This window comes from Streptomyces sp. CBMA123 (genome assembly GCF_014596465.1).
GTDB lineage: Bacteria > Actinomycetota > Actinomycetes > Streptomycetales > Streptomycetaceae > Kitasatospora.
On the sequence record NZ_MECK01000579.1, the window covers coordinates 22,580 to 43,255 of the forward strand.

At 72.3% G+C, this 20,676-nt stretch carries 19 protein-coding genes and 2 pseudogenes; 12 read left to right on the top strand and 9 right to left on the bottom strand.

The features are described 5' to 3' along the window. Window positions 1-101: 101 nt before the first annotated feature. Complete coding sequence (locus tag BG452_RS37645; RefSeq protein ID WP_188308834.1) at window positions 102-1,445, bottom strand: glutamate-cysteine ligase family protein; 1,344 nt, start codon at window positions 1,443-1,445, stop codon at window positions 102-104. Further along, on the bottom strand, window positions 1,442-2,974 hold the full coding sequence (locus tag BG452_RS37650; RefSeq protein WP_188308835.1) for a flavin monoamine oxidase family protein: 1,533 nt from the start codon (window positions 2,972-2,974) through the stop codon (window positions 1,442-1,444). Before BG452_RS37650 ends, BG452_RS37645 begins: the two co-directional genes overlap by 4 nt. A 450-nt stretch (window positions 2,975-3,424) precedes the next feature. On the opposite strand from BG452_RS37650, the gene BG452_RS37655 reads away from it, so the two are divergent. Continuing rightward, a complete protein-coding gene (locus BG452_RS37655) occupies window positions 3,425-3,931 on the top strand; it encodes a hypothetical protein (RefSeq protein ID WP_188308836.1) in 507 nt (168 codons plus the stop codon). 97 nt (window positions 3,932-4,028) lie between these two features. Here the strand turns inward: BG452_RS37655 and BG452_RS37660 are convergent, their stop codons facing one another. After that, window positions 4,029-4,184 (bottom strand): hypothetical protein, encoded by a 156-nt coding sequence (locus tag BG452_RS37660; RefSeq protein ID WP_188308837.1) that lies wholly within the window; start codon window positions 4,182-4,184, stop codon window positions 4,029-4,031. Between the two features lie 92 nt (window positions 4,185-4,276). Here BG452_RS37660 and BG452_RS37665 point away from each other — a divergent pair. Further along, window positions 4,277-4,504: pseudogene (locus tag BG452_RS37665) on the top strand (cupin domain-containing protein); the annotation flags it as partial. A 31-nt stretch (window positions 4,505-4,535) separates the two neighbouring features. Here the strand turns inward: BG452_RS37665 and BG452_RS37670 are convergent. After that, window positions 4,536-5,336 (bottom strand): NAD(P)/FAD-dependent oxidoreductase, encoded by an 801-nt coding sequence (locus BG452_RS37670; RefSeq protein ID WP_188308838.1) that lies wholly within the window; start codon window positions 5,334-5,336, stop codon window positions 4,536-4,538. Window positions 5,337-5,446: 110 nt separating this feature from the next. Between BG452_RS37670 and BG452_RS37675 the strand changes: the two genes are divergently transcribed. The 3 genes from BG452_RS37675 to BG452_RS37685 all read left to right on the top strand — a co-directional run bounded on the left by BG452_RS37675 (window position 5,447) and on the right by BG452_RS37685 (window position 6,874). Further along, complete coding sequence (locus BG452_RS37675) at window positions 5,447-5,845, top strand: VOC family protein (protein ID WP_188308839.1); 399 nt, start codon at window positions 5,447-5,449, stop codon at window positions 5,843-5,845. 257 nt (window positions 5,846-6,102) lie between these two features. Further along, window positions 6,103-6,273, top strand: coding sequence for a DUF5670 family protein (locus tag BG452_RS37680; RefSeq protein WP_188308853.1), 171 nt, complete (start codon window positions 6,103-6,105; stop codon window positions 6,271-6,273). Window positions 6,274-6,310: 37 nt separating this feature from the next. Beyond that, window positions 6,311-6,874: a hypothetical protein gene (locus BG452_RS37685; protein ID WP_223243307.1), complete on the top strand. Its 564-nt coding sequence runs from the start codon at window positions 6,311-6,313 to the stop codon at window positions 6,872-6,874. Window positions 6,875-7,071: 197 nt separating this feature from the next. Here BG452_RS37685 and BG452_RS37690 read toward each other — a convergent pair whose 3' ends face one another. After that, the gene (locus BG452_RS37690) at window positions 7,072-8,037 is read right to left on the bottom strand and encodes an LLM class F420-dependent oxidoreductase (RefSeq protein WP_188308840.1); all 966 of its coding nucleotides are present in this window, start codon (window positions 8,035-8,037) and stop codon (window positions 7,072-7,074) included. Window positions 8,038-8,214: 177 nt separating this feature from the next. Here BG452_RS37690 and BG452_RS37695 point away from each other — a divergent pair, with 177 nt between their 5' ends. Both BG452_RS37695 and BG452_RS37700 read left to right on the top strand, forming a co-directional pair. Next, window positions 8,215-8,898, top strand: a complete 684-nt coding sequence (locus BG452_RS37695; protein ID WP_188308841.1) for an HAD family hydrolase — start codon at window positions 8,215-8,217, stop codon at window positions 8,896-8,898. A 234-nt stretch (window positions 8,899-9,132) separates the two neighbouring features. Then, a complete protein-coding gene (locus BG452_RS37700; protein WP_188308842.1) occupies window positions 9,133-9,438 on the top strand; it encodes a WhiB family transcriptional regulator in 306 nt (101 codons plus the stop codon). A 101-nt stretch (window positions 9,439-9,539) separates the two neighbouring features. Here BG452_RS37700 and BG452_RS37705 read toward each other — a convergent pair whose 3' ends face one another. Further along, the gene (locus BG452_RS37705; protein ID WP_188308843.1) at window positions 9,540-10,502 is read right to left on the bottom strand and encodes a WGR domain-containing protein; all 963 of its coding nucleotides are present in this window, start codon (window positions 10,500-10,502) and stop codon (window positions 9,540-9,542) included. 720 nt (window positions 10,503-11,222) lie between these two features. Here BG452_RS37705 and BG452_RS37710 point away from each other — a divergent pair. Further along, entirely contained in the window at window positions 11,223-11,603 is a 381-nt protein-coding gene (locus tag BG452_RS37710; protein ID WP_223243308.1) for a VOC family protein, read from the top strand. 132 nt (window positions 11,604-11,735) lie between these two features. Here BG452_RS37710 and BG452_RS37715 read toward each other — a convergent pair whose 3' ends face one another. Both BG452_RS37715 and BG452_RS37720 read right to left on the bottom strand, forming a co-directional pair. After that, the gene (locus BG452_RS37715) at window positions 11,736-14,459 is read right to left on the bottom strand and encodes a glycosyl hydrolase (protein ID WP_188308844.1); all 2,724 of its coding nucleotides are present in this window, start codon (window positions 14,457-14,459) and stop codon (window positions 11,736-11,738) included. Window positions 14,460-14,675: 216 nt separating this feature from the next. Beyond that, window positions 14,676-15,395 (bottom strand): rhomboid-like protein, encoded by a 720-nt coding sequence (locus BG452_RS37720; RefSeq protein WP_188308845.1) that lies wholly within the window; start codon window positions 15,393-15,395, stop codon window positions 14,676-14,678. 332 nt (window positions 15,396-15,727) lie between these two features. On the opposite strand from BG452_RS37720, the gene BG452_RS37725 reads away from it, so the two are divergent. From BG452_RS37725 to BG452_RS37740, 4 genes are all read left to right on the top strand, one after another. Further along, window positions 15,728-16,450 (top strand): rhomboid-like protein, encoded by a 723-nt coding sequence (locus BG452_RS37725; protein WP_223243309.1) that lies wholly within the window; start codon window positions 15,728-15,730, stop codon window positions 16,448-16,450. Between the two features lie 97 nt (window positions 16,451-16,547). Next, window positions 16,548-17,381 carry an SAM-dependent methyltransferase gene (locus BG452_RS37730; protein ID WP_223243310.1) on the top strand — a complete coding sequence of 278 codons (834 nt, stop codon included), beginning with the start codon at window positions 16,548-16,550 and terminating at the stop codon, window positions 17,379-17,381. A gap of 329 nt (window positions 17,382-17,710) precedes the next feature. Further along, complete coding sequence (gene argG, locus BG452_RS37735; protein ID WP_188308846.1) at window positions 17,711-19,123, top strand: argininosuccinate synthase; 1,413 nt, start codon at window positions 17,711-17,713, stop codon at window positions 19,121-19,123. A 288-nt stretch (window positions 19,124-19,411) separates the two neighbouring features. Continuing rightward, complete coding sequence (locus BG452_RS37740) at window positions 19,412-20,080, top strand: GAP family protein (protein WP_188308847.1); 669 nt, start codon at window positions 19,412-19,414, stop codon at window positions 20,078-20,080. Window positions 20,081-20,126: 46 nt separating this feature from the next. Here the strand turns inward: BG452_RS37740 and BG452_RS37745 are convergent. After that, window positions 20,127-20,676 (bottom strand): annotated as a pseudogene (locus BG452_RS37745) (hypothetical protein); the annotation flags it as partial.

A 20,676-nucleotide genomic window follows, 5' to 3' on the forward strand; every position in this document is an offset into this window, starting at 1 on the left:
CTCCTCGTCCAGGTGCCGGTGGAGGTCCCGCACACCTGCCGCAGGAGGTGCTGAACGGCACGGAAACCCGCTGGCCCGCCCTTGGTCTTTCCCGGCCGGCCTCAGACCCGGTGGGCGGCGACGTAGCGGGCCGGGTCCCGGCCGAACTCGCCGTGCCAGCGCCCCAGGCACTGCTCGGCGAAGGTGCGGCCGGTGGCGACGATCTCGTCCAGCGGGTCCAGGTAGCCGGGGACGTGCGGCGGTTCGAGGCCGGCCGCGACGCGGGCGGACAGGCCGGTCCGGGCCAGGCGCAGCAGTTCGGCGGCCAGCGGGCGGACGGGGTCGCCGCCGAGGCGGGTGGCCAGGCCCCGGACGGGCAGTTCGGCGAGCGCGGCGCGGTGCTGCGCGAGGGTGTAGTGGCCGAGCAGGTCCCAGGCGGCGGCGAGGGATCCGGGGTGGTAGCTGAGGCCGGTCCACAGCGCGGGGACGGCGGCGGAGAAGGGGTGCGGCGGGCCGTCCGCGCCGCGCAGTTCGAGGGTGTCGCGGACCCTGGTGTCGGTCCAGAGCTGGTTCAGGTGGGCGCTCCAGTGGGCGGGGGTGGGCCTGCCGCCGTCCGGGTAGCCGTGCCGGAGGAGTTCGGCGAAGGTGCGGTCGGGTGCCGGGTGGTAGCGGCCGGCCGGGTCGCGGTAGTGGATCAGCGGGATGTCCAGCGCCCAGTCGATCACGTCGTCCACGGTGACGCCGGGCCGCAGCGCGGGCGGCAGCACGCCGCTGCGTCGCGGGTCCATCCGCAGCCAGGACCAGCACCGGTGGGACAGCAGGCCCTCCGAACGACCCTCCTGGAGTGGGGAGTTGACCAGTAGGGCGGAGACCACCGGTGCGGCGGCCACCTGGGTGCGCAGCTTGCGGGTGAAGTCCTCGGGAGAGAGGTAGTCCAGGGTGACCTGGGTGGACAGCGACAGCGCCATGACATTGCGGGCCCGGCTGCCCGGCTCGCCCAGCCCGGCGAAGTGCTCCCGCATCAGGGCGCCCCTGGTCATCGGCACCCACTCCATGTCCGCCGGGCGGTCGAAGGGCAGGTAGCCGCCGGGCAGCAGGGCCAGGCCGAAGCGGTCGGCCAGTTCGGCGAGTTGCTCCAGCGCCGCCCGCAGGTCGTCGACCGCCTTGCCGACGCCGGGGGCGGGCGTGGAGGAGTACTCGATCTGCCCGCCGTGCTCCAGGGTGATCTGGCTGCCGTCCGGGCGCAGCACCCCGGTCAGCCGGCCGGCGTCCTCCTGCCGCTCACCGCCCCACCGGGCCAGCACCGCCTCCAGGACGGCCTGGACGCCGCGCTCCCCGGAGTAGCGGGCGGCCAGCCCGGTGGCCGGGTCGACCAGGCCGCACTCGACCTCGATGCCGACCTGCTCGCGGCGGGCCGGGCGGAACGGGGCCCGGAGATCCGCGCGGGTGAGCTCGCGGTCCGTCACGCGGTGCCCACCCGGGTGGCGATCCGGGGGTGGCCGGCGCGGTCGAGCAGGGCACCCACGGCGTCCAGGGCGGACCGGGCGGCGCCCTGGCACCAGGCGTGGGCGCCGGACAGGTGCTCGCCGGCGAAGAAGATCCGCGGGCCGTCGACCGGGTGCGGGGCGCCGAGCACGGACAGGTAGCGGGTGTGCTCGCCGGGCGTGAGGTGGGCGAAGGCACCGCCGCCCATGCCGGTCTGCACGTCCCAGTCGCAGTGCAGGATGTCGTCGACGTCCGCGGTGATGCCGGGGTGGAGCCGCTCCAGACAGGCCAGGACGAGGGCGTCCCGGTCGGCTGGCGGCAGCGCGGTGAAGCGCCGGGCGTTGGCGCCCCACAGGTAGGCGCCGAGCAGGGCGGTCGGTTCGGCCGAGCGCAGCGGGTCGCGGGCGGCCCAGTGCGGACCGGGGCCGCCGTTGACGCCGTCCTCGACCCACACCGCGTTGTCCGAGGGGTACCAGCACTGCTGGATCGGCAGGTCGGTGAAGCTCCCGCCGCCGTGGATGCCGTCCGCCAGCTCCCACCGGCGGCGGGTGAGGTGCAGCACGGTCTTGGTGCTGCTGGCGTAGCTGATGCCGCGCACGGCGTGCCGCTGCGGGTGGGGTAGGCCGGGGGTGACGCTGATCCGGTCCAGTGCGGGAGCCGGGACGCAGCACACCACGTAGTCGGCGCGGTCGTGCAGCGGGGCGCCGAGCCGGGCGCCGATCAGCCGGACGCCGTCCGGGGTCAGGGCGAGTTCGTCGATCCGGGCGGACAGCCGGACGCTGCCGGGGCGCAGGGCGTGGACGAAGGCGCGGATCAGCGCGTCCAGGCCGTCCACCAGCTCGACCTGCCCGCGGTGGAACAGGCCGAAGTAGTCGACCAGGACCTCCAGCAGGGAGGACTGCTCGTAGTGGGCGAGGCCACTGGCGTGGCCGGCGAGGTCCCAGGCGTCCTGGGACAGGTGCTCGTGGACGAACTGCCAGAGCGAGACGGAGGCGGGCCGCTCCAGCGCGGGGTCGTCCCAGTGTCCGGCCAGCGTGCGGTGCTGCTGCTCGGGGGTCAGGGTGCTCCACACCGCGCCGAGCAGCCGGTCCAGCAGCGACCCGGGGGCCTGCCGCTCGGCGGGGCGCAGCGCGTACGCGGGGAACAGCGCCGCCACGTCCTGTACCCGCACCCGCCGGCCGCGCAGGTGGTAGTAGGCGCGCGGGTTGGCGTTGACGAACGGGCGGGTCTCCAGGCGGAACCGGGAGACGTAGTGCAGCACGCAGTGGTGGTTGCCGGGGATGCGCATGGCGCCCAGGTCGATGTGGGTGCCGTCCCAGAAGCGGTGGGTGCGGACCCGCCCGCCGGGCCGGTTCGCCTGCTCGTAGACCACGACGTCGAAGCCGCGCCGCTGCAGCTCGTACGCACTCACCAGGCCGGCCATACCGGCGCCGATGACGGCGATCCGGCCGCGGGCGCCGGTCACCGGGTCCAGCAGGGAGGGCGGGAACGCAAAGCTCGCATCGAACATCGACACCGCACCCCTCTGGTCACCCGGACTTCCGCCCAGCCTCGGCCAGGGCTCATTCGCGCGCTACTCGCCGACGGCGATTCGAGTGACCGTTCGGTGCGGGCGCTGACAAGTGGCATGCGCACGGGCGATCACCCTGGCGAGCATGGTCGGTGCCGGGCTTGTGGATACGGTCTTCGACCCCGTCCATCGCCGAGCCCTTCCACATGCGCGCTTGAAGCGTCCCTCGCAGCGACCGCGTCTCAAGGTGAACTTCCCCGTTTCAACGGAGCCTTTCACTGATGGGCTGGTCGAGCGGCGGCGAGTGACCGGCGTCATGCCGTCGGTGGCCTGGGCCTGCCTACACTGGCGGCCACGAGCGGGGCAGCGCGGCCTCGCATCCAGCAGCTCGCACCGCCGCACCACCGATCTACCGGAGGCCGGCGAGCCCGCCCCGAGGGACCGATCGCCGTGCCCACCGACCTCACCGCTGTCATAGCCGCCTGCACACGCTGGCTCCTGGCGGCATACCCTCCGCCACCGGGCCCGGTCAACGCCGCGCTGGCCGAGGCCCAGGCCCGGCAGGCCGCCACCCTCGCGGCCGCCCTGCGCTACCCCACCGACCTCGACGCCCAGCTGCTGCACGTGCTCGCGCCCAGCGGATCGGGGCGGCTGGACTGGCTCGCCGGCAACGAACCCGAGGACGCGCCGTGGCGGACCTGGGTCGAGGAGGTCGTTGTCAGCTGGGCCGCCTGCCTGCTGGCTGACCCCGCCCTCGCTGCCCGCGCCCGCCGAGCGTCGACCGCCGCCGGTCCTCACGGCCTCGTCGGCGGCCTGGAGCGGCTGACCAGCCCGGGCGCCTTCGACGCCGAAGCCGGCGCCCTGCTGCGCCATCCCGATCTCCTCGAAGGCGTCGCCTTCTTGCACCGCGACGAACTGGTCGAGTTGCTGGACAGCGAGGGCGTCACGCTGGCGTAGCAGCGGCACGCCGGAAGCACCCGTCGCCTCACGAGGCTCTCGCGGGGCCCGGGCGCACAGTCGACGCCGAGACAGCCGGATGGGCGGCAGCCGGCGGTCAGGGTGCCTGGGTGTCGGCTGCCGGGGGCTCGTCATCCCCGTCCTCGTCCCTGTCGTCGGCCTCATCCTTGTCGTCGGCCTTGGCCCGGACGTCCGGGGTGGGAGCGGTGATGTCGCGCTGCTCTGCGGAGCGCTCCCGTGTCGCGTCGTCCACCGTCGATTAACCGCACGCGCCGCACGACCCCGCCATCGCGTCCCTGACCACCCGCACAACGGCCTTTCCCCCGGCGGGGCCGGTGGCGGTGCGAACCCCACCTGAGCACGCATGAGGGCTTCGAATGGGTCTACGTCCTCGCAGGCCGCCTGCGCCTGCTGCTCGGCGACGAGACCGTGATCCTCAAACCCGGCGAAGCCGCTGAATTCGACACCCATGTCCCGCACTGGCTCGGCCCCGACGACGCGCGCACCGTGGAACTCCTCATCCTGTTCGGCACCCAGGGAGAGCGGGCCCACCTCAAGGCCCGCACCACCTGATCCCCGCCTCCCGCCGATCGGCCCACGGCGCTCAGCCTTCGTGCGGCAGTCCCTCCAGCCCGTGCACACGGGTGCCCAGCACCCGCCGCGACACCTCGGCCTCCATGGCCCCTCTGAAAGCGCCGGAGCCGGGGACCGCAGTACGGGACTCCGCCGCACGGCCCGCGTCGTCCAGCAGCAGATTCCTGTTGATCGCCACCGCCGCCCCGACCCCGGCCGCCATGGCCTGCGGAACGCCGGCCAGCACGTCGCTGACATTGCCCGCCGCCCAGACCCCGGCGACCCCGGTGAAGCCAGAACCGTCCGCCTTCACCTGCTCGCCGAGTCCCATGGGGTGCTCCTGCACCGTCAGGCCCAGTCCGTCGAGGAACCCGGCCCGTGCCACGAACCGCGGCGCCACCACCAGTTCCTGAACCGGCACCGTCACACCCGACACCAGACGCACCCCCGTCAGCCGGTCCTGCCCCTCGTCGATGACCAGGGCGCCGACCTGCCCCTCGACCACCCCGACGCCCAACCCGGCCAACTGCTCCCACTGCTCCTCCGTCAGCTCCGCTCCCCCGTGCGGGAACAGGGTGACGTCCTCGGACAGCTGCCGGAACAGCAGCGCCTGGTGGAAACTGCCGAGGACGCCGATCGCCCGGTCACGCACCTCCCAGCCGTGGCAGTACACGCAGTGCAGGACATCGCGCCCCCACCGCGCGGCCAACCCGGGCACGTCCGGCAGCTCGTCGACCAGTCCCGTGGTCACCAGCACCCGCCGCGCCCGCACCCGCTGCCAGTCCTCGGTCACCACCGAGAACTCCTCGCCGTCCCGATGCACCTGAGCCACCCGGCCCGCGAGGCATGTTCGCATGCCCAACCCGGATACAGGACCGATTCTGTCCACTATTTCTCCTAGCCTGCGACGTGCACGCCTTCAGCACAGCCAAGGAGATTCCCATGGACTTCGTCTCGATCCGCATCATCACCAGCGACGTAGCGCGCCTCGTCGACTTCTACGAGCGAGTCACCGGGGCGCAGGCGACGTGGGCCAACGAAGACTTCGCCGAACTCAGGACCGCGGGCGCCACCCTGGCGATCGGCAGCACCCGCACCGTCCCGCTGTTCGCCCCGGGCTCTGCCCGCCCAGCGGACAACCACAGCGTGATCACCGAGTTCCTCGTCGACGACGTGGACCGCGTTCACCAGAACCTGACCGGCTTCGTCACGGACTTCGTCACCGAGCCCACCACGATGCCCTGGGGCAACCGGTCGCTGCTGTTCCGCGACCCCGATGGCAATCTCGTCAACTTCTTCACCCCCGTCACCCCGGCGGCCATCGAGAAGTTCGCCCGCTGACGCCACCCACAGCCGCTCACCCGGGAGCCCCGTTCGCCGCGCCCCGGGGCACCGATACCGTAGGCGTCTTCACGATCCGCTCCAGCGCGGCGGAGGCCCGGCGCACCTCTGCCGCGCCTCGCAGGCGAGATCTTGTCCGGGCGGGCGGGCGCGCTGCGGCTCTGGCAACGACGCGGCGGCTGGGGTCGGCGCCCCTTCAGGGGGCACGCATGAGTTCGGCGCAGCCGGGCACCCGCAGCACAAGGAGGTCGATGACCATGGTTGCTCTGCTGTTGGTGCTTCTGCTGGTGGTGGTCCTGGCCGGTGTCGGATTCGCCATCCACATCCTGTGGTGGGTAGCCGTCGTGCTGCTGGTGCTGTGGCTGCTGGGTTTCGTGTTCCGCGGGGCTGGGGCCGGCGGCTCGCGCGGCCGTTGGTATCGCTGGTGAGCCAGCGCCGAGTGGCGGGTTCCTCCAGCAGCACGACATGCAGCAACTCCTCCCCTCGTGCCGTCGGCCGCGAAGTTCCGATTCTTGGGAGATCGTGATGTCGAAACAGCAGATGGCGGAACCGTTGGGCGTCTACCTCAACGACCACCTCACCGGCGCGTTCGGCGGTACCGCGCTCGCGCGCCGGATGGCGGACACGCACGCCGACAGCCAGCGCGCGGCGGACCTGCGTGGCCTCGCCATGGAGGTCCGACGGGATCGCGACGACCTGGTGCGCATCATGAACCGACTCGGCGTGCCCGTACACCGCTACCGCACCTGGCTCGGTCTCGCCGGCGAGCGGGTCGGCCGGCTGAAGCCGAACGGCACTCTGCTGCGTCGGTCCCCTCTCAGCGACCTGGTCGAGTTGGAGGCGCTGCGCGCCGGTGTCGAGGGAAAGGCGGCGCTGTGGCACGCCCTTCGCGCCATCGCCGACGACGACCCGCGCCTTGATCCGGACCAGCTCGACCGCCTGGCCGAGCGTGCGCGTGAGCAGGCCAGCACCCTGAGCCGGTGGCACCGCGTCGTCAGCGCCGAGGTGCTGAGCCGGCCGAGGTGCTGAGCCGCTCGGCCACCTGCGGAAGCCGCGAGAGCGACGTGCCACCGCCCCTGTGACACCGCCCCGTGACAAGGCAGCCTGGCGGCCTGAGCCGGCCGGGGGCAGCGCAGTGCTGAGGGCCTAGCCACGGACAAGCCGCGGGCGACCCGGGACCCGCCGACATCCGGGGCCGCCGGCTTGCTTTCAGAGCTCCCGGGCTTTCAGAGCTCCCGGAGGGCCGGAAGCAGGGACTTCTCGGCCCAGCCGAGAAACGGCCCCTGCGCATCCCCGCCGATCTGCACCAAGGCGACCTCGGTGAACCCGGCGTCGGCGAAGGCGCGCACCGCGTCCACGAAAGGTTCCACATCGGCACCGCAGGGGATGGACGCCGATACGTCCTCGGGGCGCACGAACCGGCTTGCGGCATCGAAGGCGGCCGGACCGGGGAGTTCGGCGTTGACCTTCCACCCGCCGCCGAACCAGCGGAACTGCGCGTGGGCGCGGGCCACAGCGGCCTCCCGGTCGGGGTCGTAGCAGACCGGCAGCTGCCCCACCTTCGGCTTGCCCGCCCCACCGTGGCTGTCGAAGGCGTCCAGCAGCGCCCGCTCGGGTTCCACCGCGATCACCAGGTCGGCGAGTTCCCCGGCGATCCGGCACGACTGTGCCCCGGAGACGGCGATGCCGATCGGCGGTGCCTGCTCCGGTAGGTCCCACAGCTTCGCCGACTCCACCTGGAAGTACTCGCCCCGGTGGTTGACGTAGCCGCCGGCGAACAGGGCCCTGATGATCTCGACCGCCTCGACCAGCATCTGCTGGCGCACATCGGCCGCGGGCCAGCCCCCTCCCACAATGTGCTCGTTGAGGTTCTCCCCCGAGCCCAGGCCGAGCCGGAACCGGCCGTCGGAGAGCAACTGGACGGTGGCCGCCTTCTGCGCCACCACCGCCGGGTGGTACCGCATGGTCGGACAGGTCACATAGGTCATCAGGGGAATCCGCTCGGTCGCCTGCGCCGCCGCGCCCAGCACGCTCCACACGTACGGGGAGTGTCCCTGCTCGTCCAGCCAGGGGAAGTAGTGGTCGGACGCCACCGAGAAGTCGAACCCGACCTGTTCGGCCCGCACCACGTCCTGCACCAGCTGCCGCGGACCTCGCTGCTCACTCATCATCGTGTAACCGATACGAACCATACTGAGCGCCTCCCCGGGAAGCAGCGGGCGAAACGGCGGCGGCCACACGCGTGCAAGGCGGCGACCTGAGGTCGCATGGTCCCCCGCCAGGAGCGCGGCACGGAAGCGGTCGCGCGTCAGGGCGCCCCACCGTACTGTCGGTGCTCTGGTCCCCGTTACGCGAAGGCAGGTTGGCCCATGGCGCCGGCAGCTCTGTTCGATGTCGACGGAACGCTGCTCGACACGAACTATCTGCACACCGTGGCCTGGGCGGAGGCACTGGCGCAGTACGACCACCACCCCGCCATGGCCCGAATCCACCGCGCGATCGGCATGGGCGGCGACCAACTGCTCGACGAGCTGCTCGGCCCCGACCGGGACCCCAGCCAGGACGAGGAGATCAGCGCCGCGCAGAAGGCTCTCTACGGACGCTTCTGGCCTCGGCTGCGGGCCTTCGACGGTGCGGCGGCCCTGCTGCGGGCGGTGACGGCCCGCGGGTGGACGGTTGTCCTGGCGAGCTCGGCCTCCGGCCGTGACCTGGAGGTCATGCGGCGCGCCCTCGGCGCGGACGATGCGATCACGGAGGCGACCAGCGCGGACGACGTGCGCCAGAGCAAGCCCGCGCCGGACCTGGTCCACGCGGCGCTCGACAAGGCCGGTGCCCGCACCGACGAGGCGGTGTTCGTCGGCGACACCCTCTGGGACGTGCAGGCGGCCGCCGAGGCGGGCGTGCCGTGCATCGCCGTCCTGTCGGGTGGCTGGAGTGCCCGCGATCTGCGAGCCGCCGGCGCGTTGGAGGTCCACCGGGACGTCGCCGCGCTGCTGGCCGATCTGTCGAACAGCGCGCTGGGGCGCCCCCTGGCCCAGCCCCGGGGAGAGTAGACGCCGCACGGCGACCGCAGACGGCACCTTCACCATCCCCGCAGACGCCCGCCGCGTCTGCGTCAGTCGTCAAGGCGTCCCGCCTGATACGGACCCTGGAGAAGGCGTTCTTCGAGAAGGGCCGCCTCGCCGCGCACAAGCACAAGTGGCCCTCACCGTGCCCTGGTTAAGGTGCCAGAAGCTGGTTAGACGAGCGATTGTGCAGTGTTTGTCGACACCGGAAAGGTACCTGCCGTGACGGACATATCCCGCTTGCCCGGAGCTTTCGACCACCAGTGGAACTGGCAGATCCACGGTGCCTGCCGTCAAGCGGACACCAGCCTGTTCTTCCACCCCCCGGGTGAGCGTGGCTCTGCCCACGACGCGCGTGAGGAGGCCGCGAAGGCCATCTGCGTCGACTGCCCGGTCATGATCGAATGCCGACGTCACGCCCTCTCGACGCGCGAGCCCTACGGTGTGTGGGGCGGCCTGACAGAGGACGAACGCCGACGCCTTCTCACCAGGCGGACGCCCATCCACCGCACCCAGCCGGCCGCCTGACCAGGACCCGCGGAACGCCACCGGCCCAGGTGTCGGCGGTCCGGGTGTCCGGGGTTCGGGGAACGCAGCCGCTGGTACCGCTGGCGAGGACTGTCGGGTCCTCAGCTGGTCAGAACGGAGAGCACGTCAGCGAAGGACATGCTCGTCTCAGGCTGGAGACGCAGGGTCTCGCCTCGGAAGGACCGCATCTCCAGCCAGCTCTGCGGCGATGCAGTCCGCAGCACGTCCATGAGCTTCTGAACGTCGGCCGGACGGAAGACCTTGAACTTCGGTGACGGTCGGTAGAACGACGGCTGGACGTCGAAGCGCAGGTCAACGGCGGGATACGGCGATCGTCCCCAGTCGCTGTAGGGCAGCGCGGCAGGACCGTGGATGCGGGCGTCGACCAGCACCTCCGGGTCCTCGTCCCCGATCTCGCAGTTGAACATCGGGAAGGCTGTCGCCACTCGCGCCGCCGCTGCCGGATAGGCCGCACAGGCCCGGCCAAGTGCCGGCGAGCAGAACAGCGCGTGATCGAAGGACCCGACCGGGCGCGGCAACGGCACCTTGTGGTGGGACCGGCCGTCGAAGGCGAGGTCACGTCTGGAGCAGAGGAAGTCCAGGAACTCGGCAACCATCGCGTCCTGGTGGCTGCCGGCTCGCACTGCGAATCGGACCGCGGTGCGTCCCTGCTCGCGCAGCACGTAGTACTCGAGGAAGCCCATCGGGTGATCGGGTGCGCTTGCGCGGCGGTAGACCTGGTCGAAGCCCTCGACCGGCAGGAACTCGGGGACCGGCGTGTAGGGGCCGGCCGCCCTGGTGATGACGTCCAGGACCGGTGACGCGGTCTCGGCTTCTGCCGGACCGGAGGGCGGTTCGACCTCGGTGAAGCCCTTGCGGAGACGCTCGTTGATCTTGCGTGCTGTGTGGCGTCGCGCCTGTTCCTCGTCGTGGAGGATGGTCGTGCTCCCCTTGCCCGAGGTGCGGTCGGAGCCCCAGCGGAGGAAGCAGCGGATCCCTTCCTGGCGGATCTCCCAGAATTCGCGCGCGTCCTCTTGGCGTTCGAACCGCCGCCATGTGGTCACTGGGCCTCCCTTGCCGCCTGCGGTGGGCCCGCCCCGGGACCGCACCCGGGTGACCCTACCGCTCGCCTGGGAGCTTGCTTCTCCGCTGGTCAGAACGCCGGGACGCGCATCCTCCGCCCCAGCGGATGCCTTTCTCGCGGGGGATGCGGGCGTGGCCCACCTGGTCGGCTGCCCGGCCCTCGTCCTCGCCTACGAGACCGAGATCCTGGTCCCCGGCCAGGACCGCCGCTTGTACGACCTTCTGCGCTGTCCCAAGGAGCACATCCTGCTCACCACCGCCCAGGGCGCCGGCGACCACTGCGCGCCGTGGCACCGCACCTGCGCGACACCGTCGTCCTCGACCGGCTGGAGCGCACCTGAGCTGTCCGTCGCGGCGTCCTGGAGCAGATGCCGCAGGCCTGGCCGACGGGAGGGTGATAAATCGGTTGCGAACCGACCACGCCGCGTGACAGCGTACGAACCACCTCGCAGGACAAGCCGCCTCGCAGGACAAGGACGCTCAGGAAGGAGGCCCGACATGACGGACGGTATACGACCCACGGCCTGCCGGGCCCCGCGCCGGCCGGCCGCCGCCTACTGACCGCTCCTTGACAACAGCATCGTGTCCCTGCGCCAACTCCTCGGCGTGATCGGCCGCCCACGGCCCGAAGCGGTCCCCCGCCCGCCGGGCGACGGGCTCCGTACCTCCCTAGCCTGGTAACCGAGAGGAGGCGAAACACCATGCTTGGAGACGGACCGCTGCAAGCGGTCATCCCCGCCACCGATCTCGCCCGCGCCAAGGCCTTCTACACCGACGTCCTCGGCCTCAAGGTCGTCGACGAGGGCGACGAGGAACTGACCTGCGAATGCGGCACGACCCAGTTCACCGTCTACCGCACTCCCAGCGGCGGACAGGCCGCCCACACCCTCGCCAGCTTCAAGGTCGCCGACCTCGACGGGGAGATGTCCGCCCTGGGCGAGCGCGGCATCACCTTCGAGGAGTACGACTTCCCCGGCCTCAAGACGGTCGACGGCGTCGCCGAGGGCGAGGGAATGCGCGCAGCCTGGTTCAAGGACAGCGAGGGCAACATCCTCTGCCTGGCCCAGCGCGTCGGCCAGTAGCCAGGCCCCACCGCGCACATCCACCGCGCACATCCACCGCGCCCGCCCGTTCATCGGACGCGGGGTGACCGGACGCGCCGGTGCCCGGCCCGCTCGTGGTGAGCGGGCCGGGCACCGGGACGAAGCGGACCGTCAGCCCTGGTTGTCGTCGCCCTGGTTGTCGTCACCCTGGCTGTCGTTGTCCTGGGACAGCTGATGCGGGTTGATCGACCAGATGCCGCGCCCGAAGGTGGCGGCGTACAGGCGGCCGTCGGGGCCGGTCTTGAGCTGCTGCACCGCGGTGGTGGGCAGGTTGCGGCCGAGCACCGAGAACCGGCTCTCGCCCGGCGCGCGGTAGAACGCGGCGAGGTCGGATCCCAGGGCGAGCCCGCCGTCGGACAGGATCTTCACCGAGGTCGCCGGGACGTCGGGCAGGTTGGCCGAGACGTCGGTCCAGGTCGCGCCGCCGTCGTGGGTCTCGAAGAGGTGGCCGGTGCCCGCGCCGGGGCCCTCGGTCCAGGTCCGGGAGAACCCGTTGAAGGCGACGATGACGTGCCGGGCGTCCTTCTCGTCCACCGCGAAGGAGGAGATGTAGCGGTTCGGCAGGGTGCCGTCGACGGGCAGGTCCAGCTGGTGCCAGCCGGTGCCGTCGATGTTGCCGACCGCGATGCCCCGGCTGAAGCCCTGGTTGTTGCACGGACCGCACCAGCCCGCGTACACCGTCCCGTTGACGGTGGCGACGGCGGTGGCGACGTGCCCGGCGCCCAGGTCGTACGCGCTGGTCCACTCACTGCCGCTGCGGATCGCGTAACCCTTGTGCTGCACCCAGACGTGCCGACCGCCCGCGATCCAGGTGTTGGTGTCCTTGGGGTCACTGGTGAGCGGCGCGATGAACCGGGCGGCGCTGGTGTCCTTGTCCGGCGGGGCGATCTCGAAGGACGTGGCCTTGCTCGGGTCCTTCGTCCAGCTGCCGTCGTTCACGGCGCAGTTCTGGGTGACCCACATGTCCAGGTAGACGTACTCCTGGGCGATGTTGCAGCCGTTGGCCGGGTCGACCAGGGTGTCGGCGCCGTCGCCGCCGAAGTTGGAGCCCATCACCTTGTCGTGGGCGCGCAGGATCGACTGGCCGTTGTCCTGCAGACCGCCGGTGACGATGACGCCCTTGCCGGAGCGGTCCGCCGGGTCCTTGCCGATGCCGACCGAGTAGTACTGGAGGGTGTCGATGGTGCCGTCGTTCAGCGGGGTCCAGTCCTTACCGTGACCCCAGGCGTCCAACTGCCCGTTACCGGGGCGCCGGTAGATGCCGCCGTCGTTGCCGACGTAGACGTTCACCTTGCCCTGGTAGCTGCCGAAGGCGACGGCGTGCTGGTCGGAGTGGACGGTGGGCGAGCAGTCACCGGTCTGCTTGCTCGGGTCGATGCTCCAGCACGGGAACCCGTTGTTCCAGTACGGCCCGACGGTTGCCCAGTTGCTGCCGCCGTCGGTGGTCTCGAAGACCTCCTCCAGGCCCGCGTAGACGTGGTCGGGGTTGGCCGGGTCGACCTGGAGCGACTGGTTGTACCAGGCCTGGATGCCGGGCTGGTAACCCGCGTCCTGGAGGGCGGAGCCGGAGCCCTTCAGCTTGTCCTTGTCCGCGATGAGCGTCCACGGGCCGTACGGCGAGCCCGACTTGGAGACGTAGATGCCCTTGAGGCCGGTGTCCGGGTTGTGCGCGGCGACATCCGGGGACTGGTCGATCGCGTAGTAGCGCGAGCCGTCCGCCGAACGTGCGAAGGTCACGTTGCCGACGTTCGCGGCGTCTGTCGGCAGGTCGCCCATCGAGGCGACGCGCTGCCAGCTGCCGTCGGCGGCCTTGCTGTAGAAGCCGTTGTACGTGTCGCCGCCGCGCCAGCCGACCGCCAGGACGACCTTGGACGGGTCCTTGGGGTCGATCGCGATGTCATTGGCGATGTTCTTGTACGGCGCGCTCGGGTCCTTGTCCTTGGAACCGCCCGGCAGGTAGTCCGGATTGGGCGCGAACTCCAGCGTCCACGGCCCCGACAGGTCGGAGGTCGAGTGGCTCCACACACCCCGGCTGGTCGCCGCCCACACCTTGCCGCCGCCGAAGCGCAGCGCGTGGATGATGGTCGACTCCAGCTCCGCGCCACCCACCCGGTTGCCGGGCTGGAACTTCCCGTGCTGCGGGTCGGACAGCACGTACACACCCGTGCCCACGTACGAGGTGGCCCCGGTGTTGGACTCGCCGGTGGCGTACCAGAGCCGGCCGCCCTCGTCCAGGTTCAGCGTGCCCGTGGAGAGGGTCGGCAGCCTGTCCGCGATCGGCTGCCACTGCCCGCCGCCGGTGCGGGAGCGGTACACCCCGCCGTCGGCGCCGCCCGCGTACACATAGCCGTTGCTGTCGGCCGCGATGCCGGTGATCCGGCCGGTCACCAGACCGGCGCCGCCGCTGGAGTTGGAGTTGACGTCCCGGTAGCGCGGGTCGTCGGAGTTGTACGGCTTGTCGGTGACGTGCTTCCAGTTGCCGTCGGTGTGCGGCATCGACTGCAGCTGCGCCCAGGCCGCGCCGTAGGCGCCCGGCGCCACGACGCCCGGCGCGGTGCGCGCCTCGGTGTACTGGGCGACGCCCTCGGCGGAGTTCTCCGCCTCGTTGCCGCCGTCCCCGGCCGCAGGGTCGGCCTTGGGGCTGAAGGTCGAGGGGGCGGTGGCCTTCTTGGTCTGCGCGGCGTGCTGCTTCCCGACGTCCGCCTGGTGCCGCACCTGCCAGGGCTGCGCCGTGGGCGACGTCGACGGCGCGGCGAGCGCCTGAGTGGTGGTCAGTCCGAGGGCGGTGAGCGTGACAGCGCTCAACAGCAGCCGTCGGTGTTGCCTGATGGGCACGAGTGCGGTCCTCCCCTGAGGCCGGCCGCGCGGTCGCGCGGTCCCGGCGAAGCAGGGGGTAAGCCTGGTCGGTGGGCCCGGCGGAGGGAAGGCCCGTACGGTAAAGAACGGTTAAGAGCCCTACCGTTTCCAACAGTTGGCATTCACCGAATGCCCCGGCCCACCACACTCCGCAGGCCGGGCACCGATCTGGGCTCGCCGCGCACCGCCCGTCCCTCAGCGCTTGCGCAGCCACCCGCGCAACCGCCGCCCGACCGCACCCACGCAGGCGACCGGGTCGAAGGAGCCGGGCCGGTCCCGGGCGATCGGATAGCAGGCGAGCCCGATCAGCGCCGCGCTGAGGTGGCCGATGCTGGTGTAGTCCCGGCTCTGGTGGACGCCGTAGCCGTACACGGCCAGCACCCCCACCAGGTACACGTACCGCCAGGGCCGCACGATCAGGTAGGTGAGCACCCCGACCACCCCGGCGAGCGCGTAGCTCACCCCGTAGTCCAGCGTGTAGACGGCCTTCGGCGCGGCAATGCCGCGGTGGATCGCCCAGCCGAGGACGCCCTCGCTGAGGTACGTCGCGCCGACGTGCGCCAGCACCGCGACCGAGAGCCAGCGCAGTGTGCCCAGCCAGCGCTCGGCGGGCACGTGGAAGAGGTTGTACAGCACGAAGTAGCCGAGCCAGCCACCGCCCGCGATCCACAGCGCGCTGGTGGCCAACACCCGGACCGGCGAGACCTGCAAGTGGTGCAGGTTGGTGGAGCGCCGCTCCAGGATCCGGTCGGCGGTCGCCGGGTCGACGTGCCGGATCACCTGGGTGGTGACCAGCAGGATCGCCAGCCAGATGTAGGTGCCGGGAGCACGCCGGACGTACCGCCACACCGCCCGGGCCGGCGTCCACCAGGGCCCCCGGTGCGCCCCCGGCACCCCGGTGGTGCTGCCGGTCATCGGCGCCTCCTCGACGGTCCCCCTCACCCTCGCCCGGCCCGGCCCCCACCCGCCGCCGCGACGGCCCGTTCGGGTGACCCCGCTCCGGCTCCGGCCTTCCTTCCCTCACGCACCGCCCGAGTCCCACCCGAGACCCGCCCGGCATCCGCCCGCGCACCGCCCCCGCACCGCCCCCGCACCGCCCGAGAACCTCCCGGCCCCCAGAGGATGCCGGGCGTCACCCGTCCGAGAACCGTCGGCGGAGCGGACACCCCCGACTGCCGTAGGCTGGCTCTCCGGCCTCCCGTGGAGCCGCCGGCACCGGACACCGCACAGCAAGGGCGCCAGGCACGATGACGGACCGCCTCGGGACGACGAAACCGACCGACCCCGACCCCGCCACCACCCGGCGAGCGGCGTCCAGAACGGCCGCCCTCCGCTCGACGGCCCGCAGAACCGCCCTCCGGCTGCGCCTCACCTCCGTCTACGTCGTCCTGCTGACCCTCACCGCCACCTGGCTCGCCAACGAGAGCCATGCCGCGCGGGCCCGGTTCGTCCGGCACAACAGCAGCAACGTCCACCACATGGAGGTGGGCAAGTGGTGGACGCTGTTCACCAGCGGCCTGGTGGTCGACGGGGTCCCGGCGTGGGCCGGCATCGCGGCCGTCGCCGTCGCCCTGGGCCTGGCCGAGTGGCGCTGGGGCCCGGCCCGCGCGGGCGCCGTGTTCGTCTTCGGCCACCTCGGCGCCACCCTGCTCACCGAGGGGGCCATGTGGGTCATGCTGACCGCCCGCATCCCGGGCGCACTCTCCCGCGCGAGGGACGTGGGGATCAGCTACGGGCTGGTCGCCACCGTCGGCTGCCTGCTCGCCCTGGGCCCGCGGGCGCTGCGCCGGTACGGCCTGCCGGCCCTGGCCCTCGCACTGGCCGGCGCCTGGGCGACGGACCAGCAACTGGCCGACGCCGGACACCTGGTGGCCCTCGGGCTCGGCGTCCTCGCCGCCCGCACTCCCTGGCTGCGCGCCCGGGCCTCCGCCGCCGGTGGACCTCGCGGTGAACCCGACCCGGGGCGCTGATCGTCCTTCCAAGTGGGCCGGGTACGATGCAGAACCGATCAACCGGCTGGCTGCCAGCTTCTGATGACAGTTGATCAGGCCAAACGGAGGGGACGCGATGCCCGAGCTCGACAACGCCACGAACACGGCGGACGTGACCGACACGACGGGCTTCGTGGACCCGGTGATGTTGCAGACCCACCGGCCCCATCCGGCCCGGATCTACGACTACTGGCTGGGCGGCAAGGACAACTTCCCGCCCGACCGGGCCGCCGCCGAGCACGCGATCGCCGCCGCACCCGACATCCCGCAGGCGGCCCGGGAGAACCGCGCCTTCCTGCGCCGTGCCGTCCAGCTCTGCGTCGAGGCCGGCGTCCGCCAGTTCATCGACATCGGCTCCGGCCTGCCCGCCCAGGGCAATGTGCACGAGGTCGCGCAGGAGCTGGCCCCGGACTCCCGGGTGGTCTACATCGACAACGACCCGATCGTGCTCGCCCACGGCCGGGCGCTGCTCGCGAGCAACCACTCCACGACCGTGCTGACCGGCGATCTGCGCGACCTCGACGAGCTGCTCGACCGGCCCGCGCTGCGCGAGCTGATCGACCTCTCCCAGCCGGTCGCCGTCATGCTGATGGCCGTCCTGCACTTCGTCGACGACGCCCAGGCCGCCGCGGCCGTCCGGGCGGTGCACCGCCGGCTCGCCCCGGGCAGCTTCCTGCTGCTCTCGCACAGCACCGCCGAGGGCAATCCGCAGCGGGCCGCCGAGGTCGTGAAGACCTGGGACGACACCGATTCGCGCATCCGGCTCCGGGGCCGCGCCGAGGTGGAGGCCTTCCTCACGGGCTGGGAGCCGGTGGAACCGGGCGTGGACTTCGTCCCGCTCTGGCGCCCGGACGGACCGACCGAGGGCTCCACCCGCTGGATGTACGCAGGCGTCGGCCGCAAGGCCTGACCTCCGCACCCCCGTCACCACTGCAGGGCCGGACTCCCCCTCGGGAGCCCGGCCCCTCGCTTTCCCGGCCACTCCCCTCCCCGGGCGACGTACCCGACCCACGCGACCGTCGGCCCCGTCAAACACCGGACCACCCAGCGGAGTTGACGCCCAGAGCGACGACCGGAAGCGACACTCGGGATCGACCACCCCGCCCGGCGCGTCCGTATGCTCTTGCGGTACTCTGCAAATCTATGCCAGAGTGCGGGCATCGGATCAATCAGGCCGAATCCCCTCACACGTCGCTAAATCAGGAGCCCGCGCCGCGCGGGTGGGTCAAGGGTGCATGCATGTCGAAGGTCTTGAGCAAGCTGCCGGTCGGTGAACGGATCGGCATCGCATTCTCGGGTGGGTTGGACACCTCCGTCGCGGTCGCGTGGATGCGCGAGCACGGTGCCGTCCCCTACGCCTACACGGCCGACATCGGCCAGTACGACGAGCCGAACCTCGCCGACGTCCCGGCCCGTGGCCGTGCCTACGGCGCCGAGCAGGCCCGCCTGATCGACTGCCGGGCCCCGCTGGTCGAGGAGGGCCTGGCCGCCCTGGCCTGCGGCGCCTTCCACATCCGCTCCGCCGGGCAGACCTACTTCAACACCACCCCGCTCGGCCGTGCCGTGACCGGCACCCTGCTGGTCCGGGCCATGCAGGAGGACGGCGTCTCCATCTGGGGCGACGGTTCCACCTACAAGGGCAACGACATCGAGCGGTTCTACCGCTACGGTCTGCTCGCCAACCCCAACCTGCGGATCTACAAGCCGTGGCTGGACCAGGACTTCGTCGACCAGCTCGGTGGCCGCAAGGAGATGTCCGAGTGGCTGGCCGAGCGCGACCTGCCCTACCGGGACTCCGCCGAGAAGGCCTACTCCACCGACGCCAACATCTGGGGCGCCACCCACGAGGCCAAGCGGCTGGAGTACCTGGACACCTCGATGGAGATCGTCGCCCCGATCATGGGCGTCGCCTTCTGGGACCCCTCCGTCGAGATCCAGACCGAGGACGTCACCGTCGACTTCGAGTTCGGCCGTCCGGTCCGGATCAACGGCCGTGCATTCGACACCGCCGTGGAGCTGGTGCACGAGGCCAACCGGATCGGCGGCCGGCACGGTCTGGGCATGTCGGACCAGATCGAGAACCGGATCATCGAGGCCAAGAGCCGCGGCATCTACGAGGCCCCGGCCATGGCGCTGCTGCACATCGCCTACGAGCGCCTCCTGAACGCGATCCACAACGAGGACACCCTCGCCACCTACCACACCCAGGGCCGGCGCCTCGGTCGCCTGATGTACGAGGGCCGCTGGTTCGACCCTCAGGCGCTCATGCTCCGGGACAGCCTGCAGAAGTGGGTCGGCCAGGCCGTCACCGGCAGTGTCACCCTGCGGCTGCGGCGCGGCCAGGACTACTCGGTGATCGACACCCAGGGCCCGAACTTCAGCTACCACCCGGAGAAGCTGTCGATGGAGCGCAGCGTCGACGCCGCCTTCGTCCCGGACGACCGGATCGGCCAGCTGACCATGCGCAACCTGGACATCGCCGACTCCCGCAGCAAGCTGGAGCTGTACGCGGGTCACGGCCAGCTGGCACCGTGGAGCGGTCTGATCGGCGAGCTCGCCCCGGGCGGCGCGGCGCCGATCGCCGCCGGCAACGGCGACGAGGAGCGGCCGACCGCGCTCGACCACGCGGCGATCGAGTCCGGCACCGACTGACCGGGCGCCGCCCGGCCGGGCGACCGCTCCGATAGCCAGCCGGACGACCAGCCGACGCAGTCCGTCGCGGGGCCGTCGCACCACATCGGTGCGGCGGCCCCGCAGCCGTTCTCCCCGGCCGTTCCCCCGGCCGCTCCCGCAGCCGATCCCGGACAAGATCACCCGCCCACCCGACAAGGTCACCACCACCCACCCACCCTCACCCGAACGGCGGCACCGGCCGTGCGCCCCGCCCCCGGCGGTAGCTGAATGGCGGACGGCGCCCGGCGACGGAAGGCAGGTCCGCGGATGGGTGAGGCGATCGGCTCGGTGCTGGCCTCGGCGGTGGCGGTCGCGCTCAGTCCGCTGCCGCTGATCGCCGTGCTGCTGATCCTCGCCTCACCGCGCGGCCGGGCCAACGGCTCGGCGTTCGCGGCCGGCTGGGTGCTCGGCCTGGCAGCGGTCGCGGCGCTCGTGGTGACGGCCGGCGGCGCACTGGCCCCGGACAGCGGCAGCCCGACCTGGTCGTCCTGGCTGAAGCTCGCCCTGGGCATCGCCCTGCTCGGGCTCGCGGCCGAACAGTGGCGCGACCGTCCACGGCCCGGGCACGTCACCGCGCCACCGACCTGGCTGCTGGGGATCGACCGCCTCACCCCGGCCAGGTCCGCCGCCCTCGCCGTGGTCCTGGTCGTATCCCGCCCCACGACGCTGATCCCGGCCGTCGGCGGCGCCGCCTCGGTAGCCGCAGCGCCGTCCGGCACCGGAGCGAGGACGGTGGCCGCCGCCCTGCTGGTGCTGATCGGCTCGCTGGGCACCCTGGTGCCGCTCGCCGTGCAGTTCCGCGGCGCCGACCGCTCGGTCCACGCCCTCGGCGAGTGGCGCGCCTGGATGGCGGCACACCACGCGGCGATCACGACCGCCGTCCCGATCGTGCTCGGCGCCGACTACCTCGGCAGCGCCCTCTCCGGACTCAGCTGACCCGCCCCGCCGGAGCCCCGGCCCACCGCCAAGGGCACCCGCCCCGTCACCGGATCCGTACCATCCCCCGCCCCCGCACCGCGCGCACGCCCAGCCGCCCGCCGTCGGCCGCCGGCGGTGCCGCCACGGCGTCCCGCAGGGTCAGCAGGATCTCCCCGTCGTAGCGCTCCGCCAGCAGCCGGGCCAGCTCGGCGGCGCAGCCCGGCCGGGCCTCCGGGGCGAGCACCGGCAGCCGCCCCGGGCCGCTGAGGTCCTCGGCCTCGGCGGCCCAGCGGGCCGCGTCGCGCCGTTCGCCCTCGGCGGCGTAGTGGACGGCCAGGCAGTGGACGGCCAGTTGGTCGCCGTACTGGGCGGCGATCCGCCACCAGAAGACCCCGTCCGCGGTGCGGCCCATGCCGTAGAGCAGGCAGCCGAGGGTGCGGAAGGCGGCCTTCTCGGCGAGTTCGAGGTCCAGGGCCAGCTCCCCCGGTTCCACCGCGCCCGCCACCCCGGCGCACAGGTGGCGCAGGTCGCGCCGCAGTTCGGACCGTCCGGCGGTGCCGGGGCGGTCCCAGGTCGCCGGGGCGTGCGGCGGCCGGGCGACGGCGGGCGGACGG

Bases quoted from the DNA above. Each gene is read 5' to 3' on its own strand.
- BG452_RS37740 (WP_188308847.1), top strand. From the start codon at position 19,412: ATGGGTGAGGCGATCGGCTCGGTGCTGGCCTCGGCGGTGGCGGTCGCG.
- BG452_RS37725 (WP_223243309.1), top strand. From the start codon at position 15,728: ATGACGGACCGCCTCGGGACGACGAAACCGACCGACCCCGACCCCGCC.
- BG452_RS37720 (WP_188308845.1), bottom strand. From the start codon at position 15,395: ATGACCGGCAGCACCACCGGGGTGCCGGGGGCGCACCGGGGGCCCTGG.
- BG452_RS37675 (WP_188308839.1), top strand. From the start codon at position 5,447: ATGGACTTCGTCTCGATCCGCATCATCACCAGCGACGTAGCGCGCCTC.
- BG452_RS37650 (WP_188308835.1), bottom strand. From the start codon at position 2,974: ATGTTCGATGCGAGCTTTGCGTTCCCGCCCTCCCTGCTGGACCCGGTG.
- BG452_RS37685 (WP_223243307.1), top strand. From the start codon at position 6,311: ATGCAGCAACTCCTCCCCTCGTGCCGTCGGCCGCGAAGTTCCGATTCT.
- argG (WP_188308846.1), top strand. From the start codon at position 17,711: ATGTCGAAGGTCTTGAGCAAGCTGCCGGTCGGTGAACGGATCGGCATC.
- BG452_RS37680 (WP_188308853.1), top strand. From the start codon at position 6,103: ATGGTTGCTCTGCTGTTGGTGCTTCTGCTGGTGGTGGTCCTGGCCGGT.
- BG452_RS37710 (WP_223243308.1), top strand. From the start codon at position 11,223: ATGCTTGGAGACGGACCGCTGCAAGCGGTCATCCCCGCCACCGATCTC.
- BG452_RS37690 (WP_188308840.1), bottom strand. From the start codon at position 8,037: ATGGTTCGTATCGGTTACACGATGATGAGTGAGCAGCGAGGTCCGCGG.
- BG452_RS37730 (WP_223243310.1), top strand. From the start codon at position 16,548: ATGCCCGAGCTCGACAACGCCACGAACACGGCGGACGTGACCGACACG.
- BG452_RS37695 (WP_188308841.1), top strand. From the start codon at position 8,215: ATGGCGCCGGCAGCTCTGTTCGATGTCGACGGAACGCTGCTCGACACG.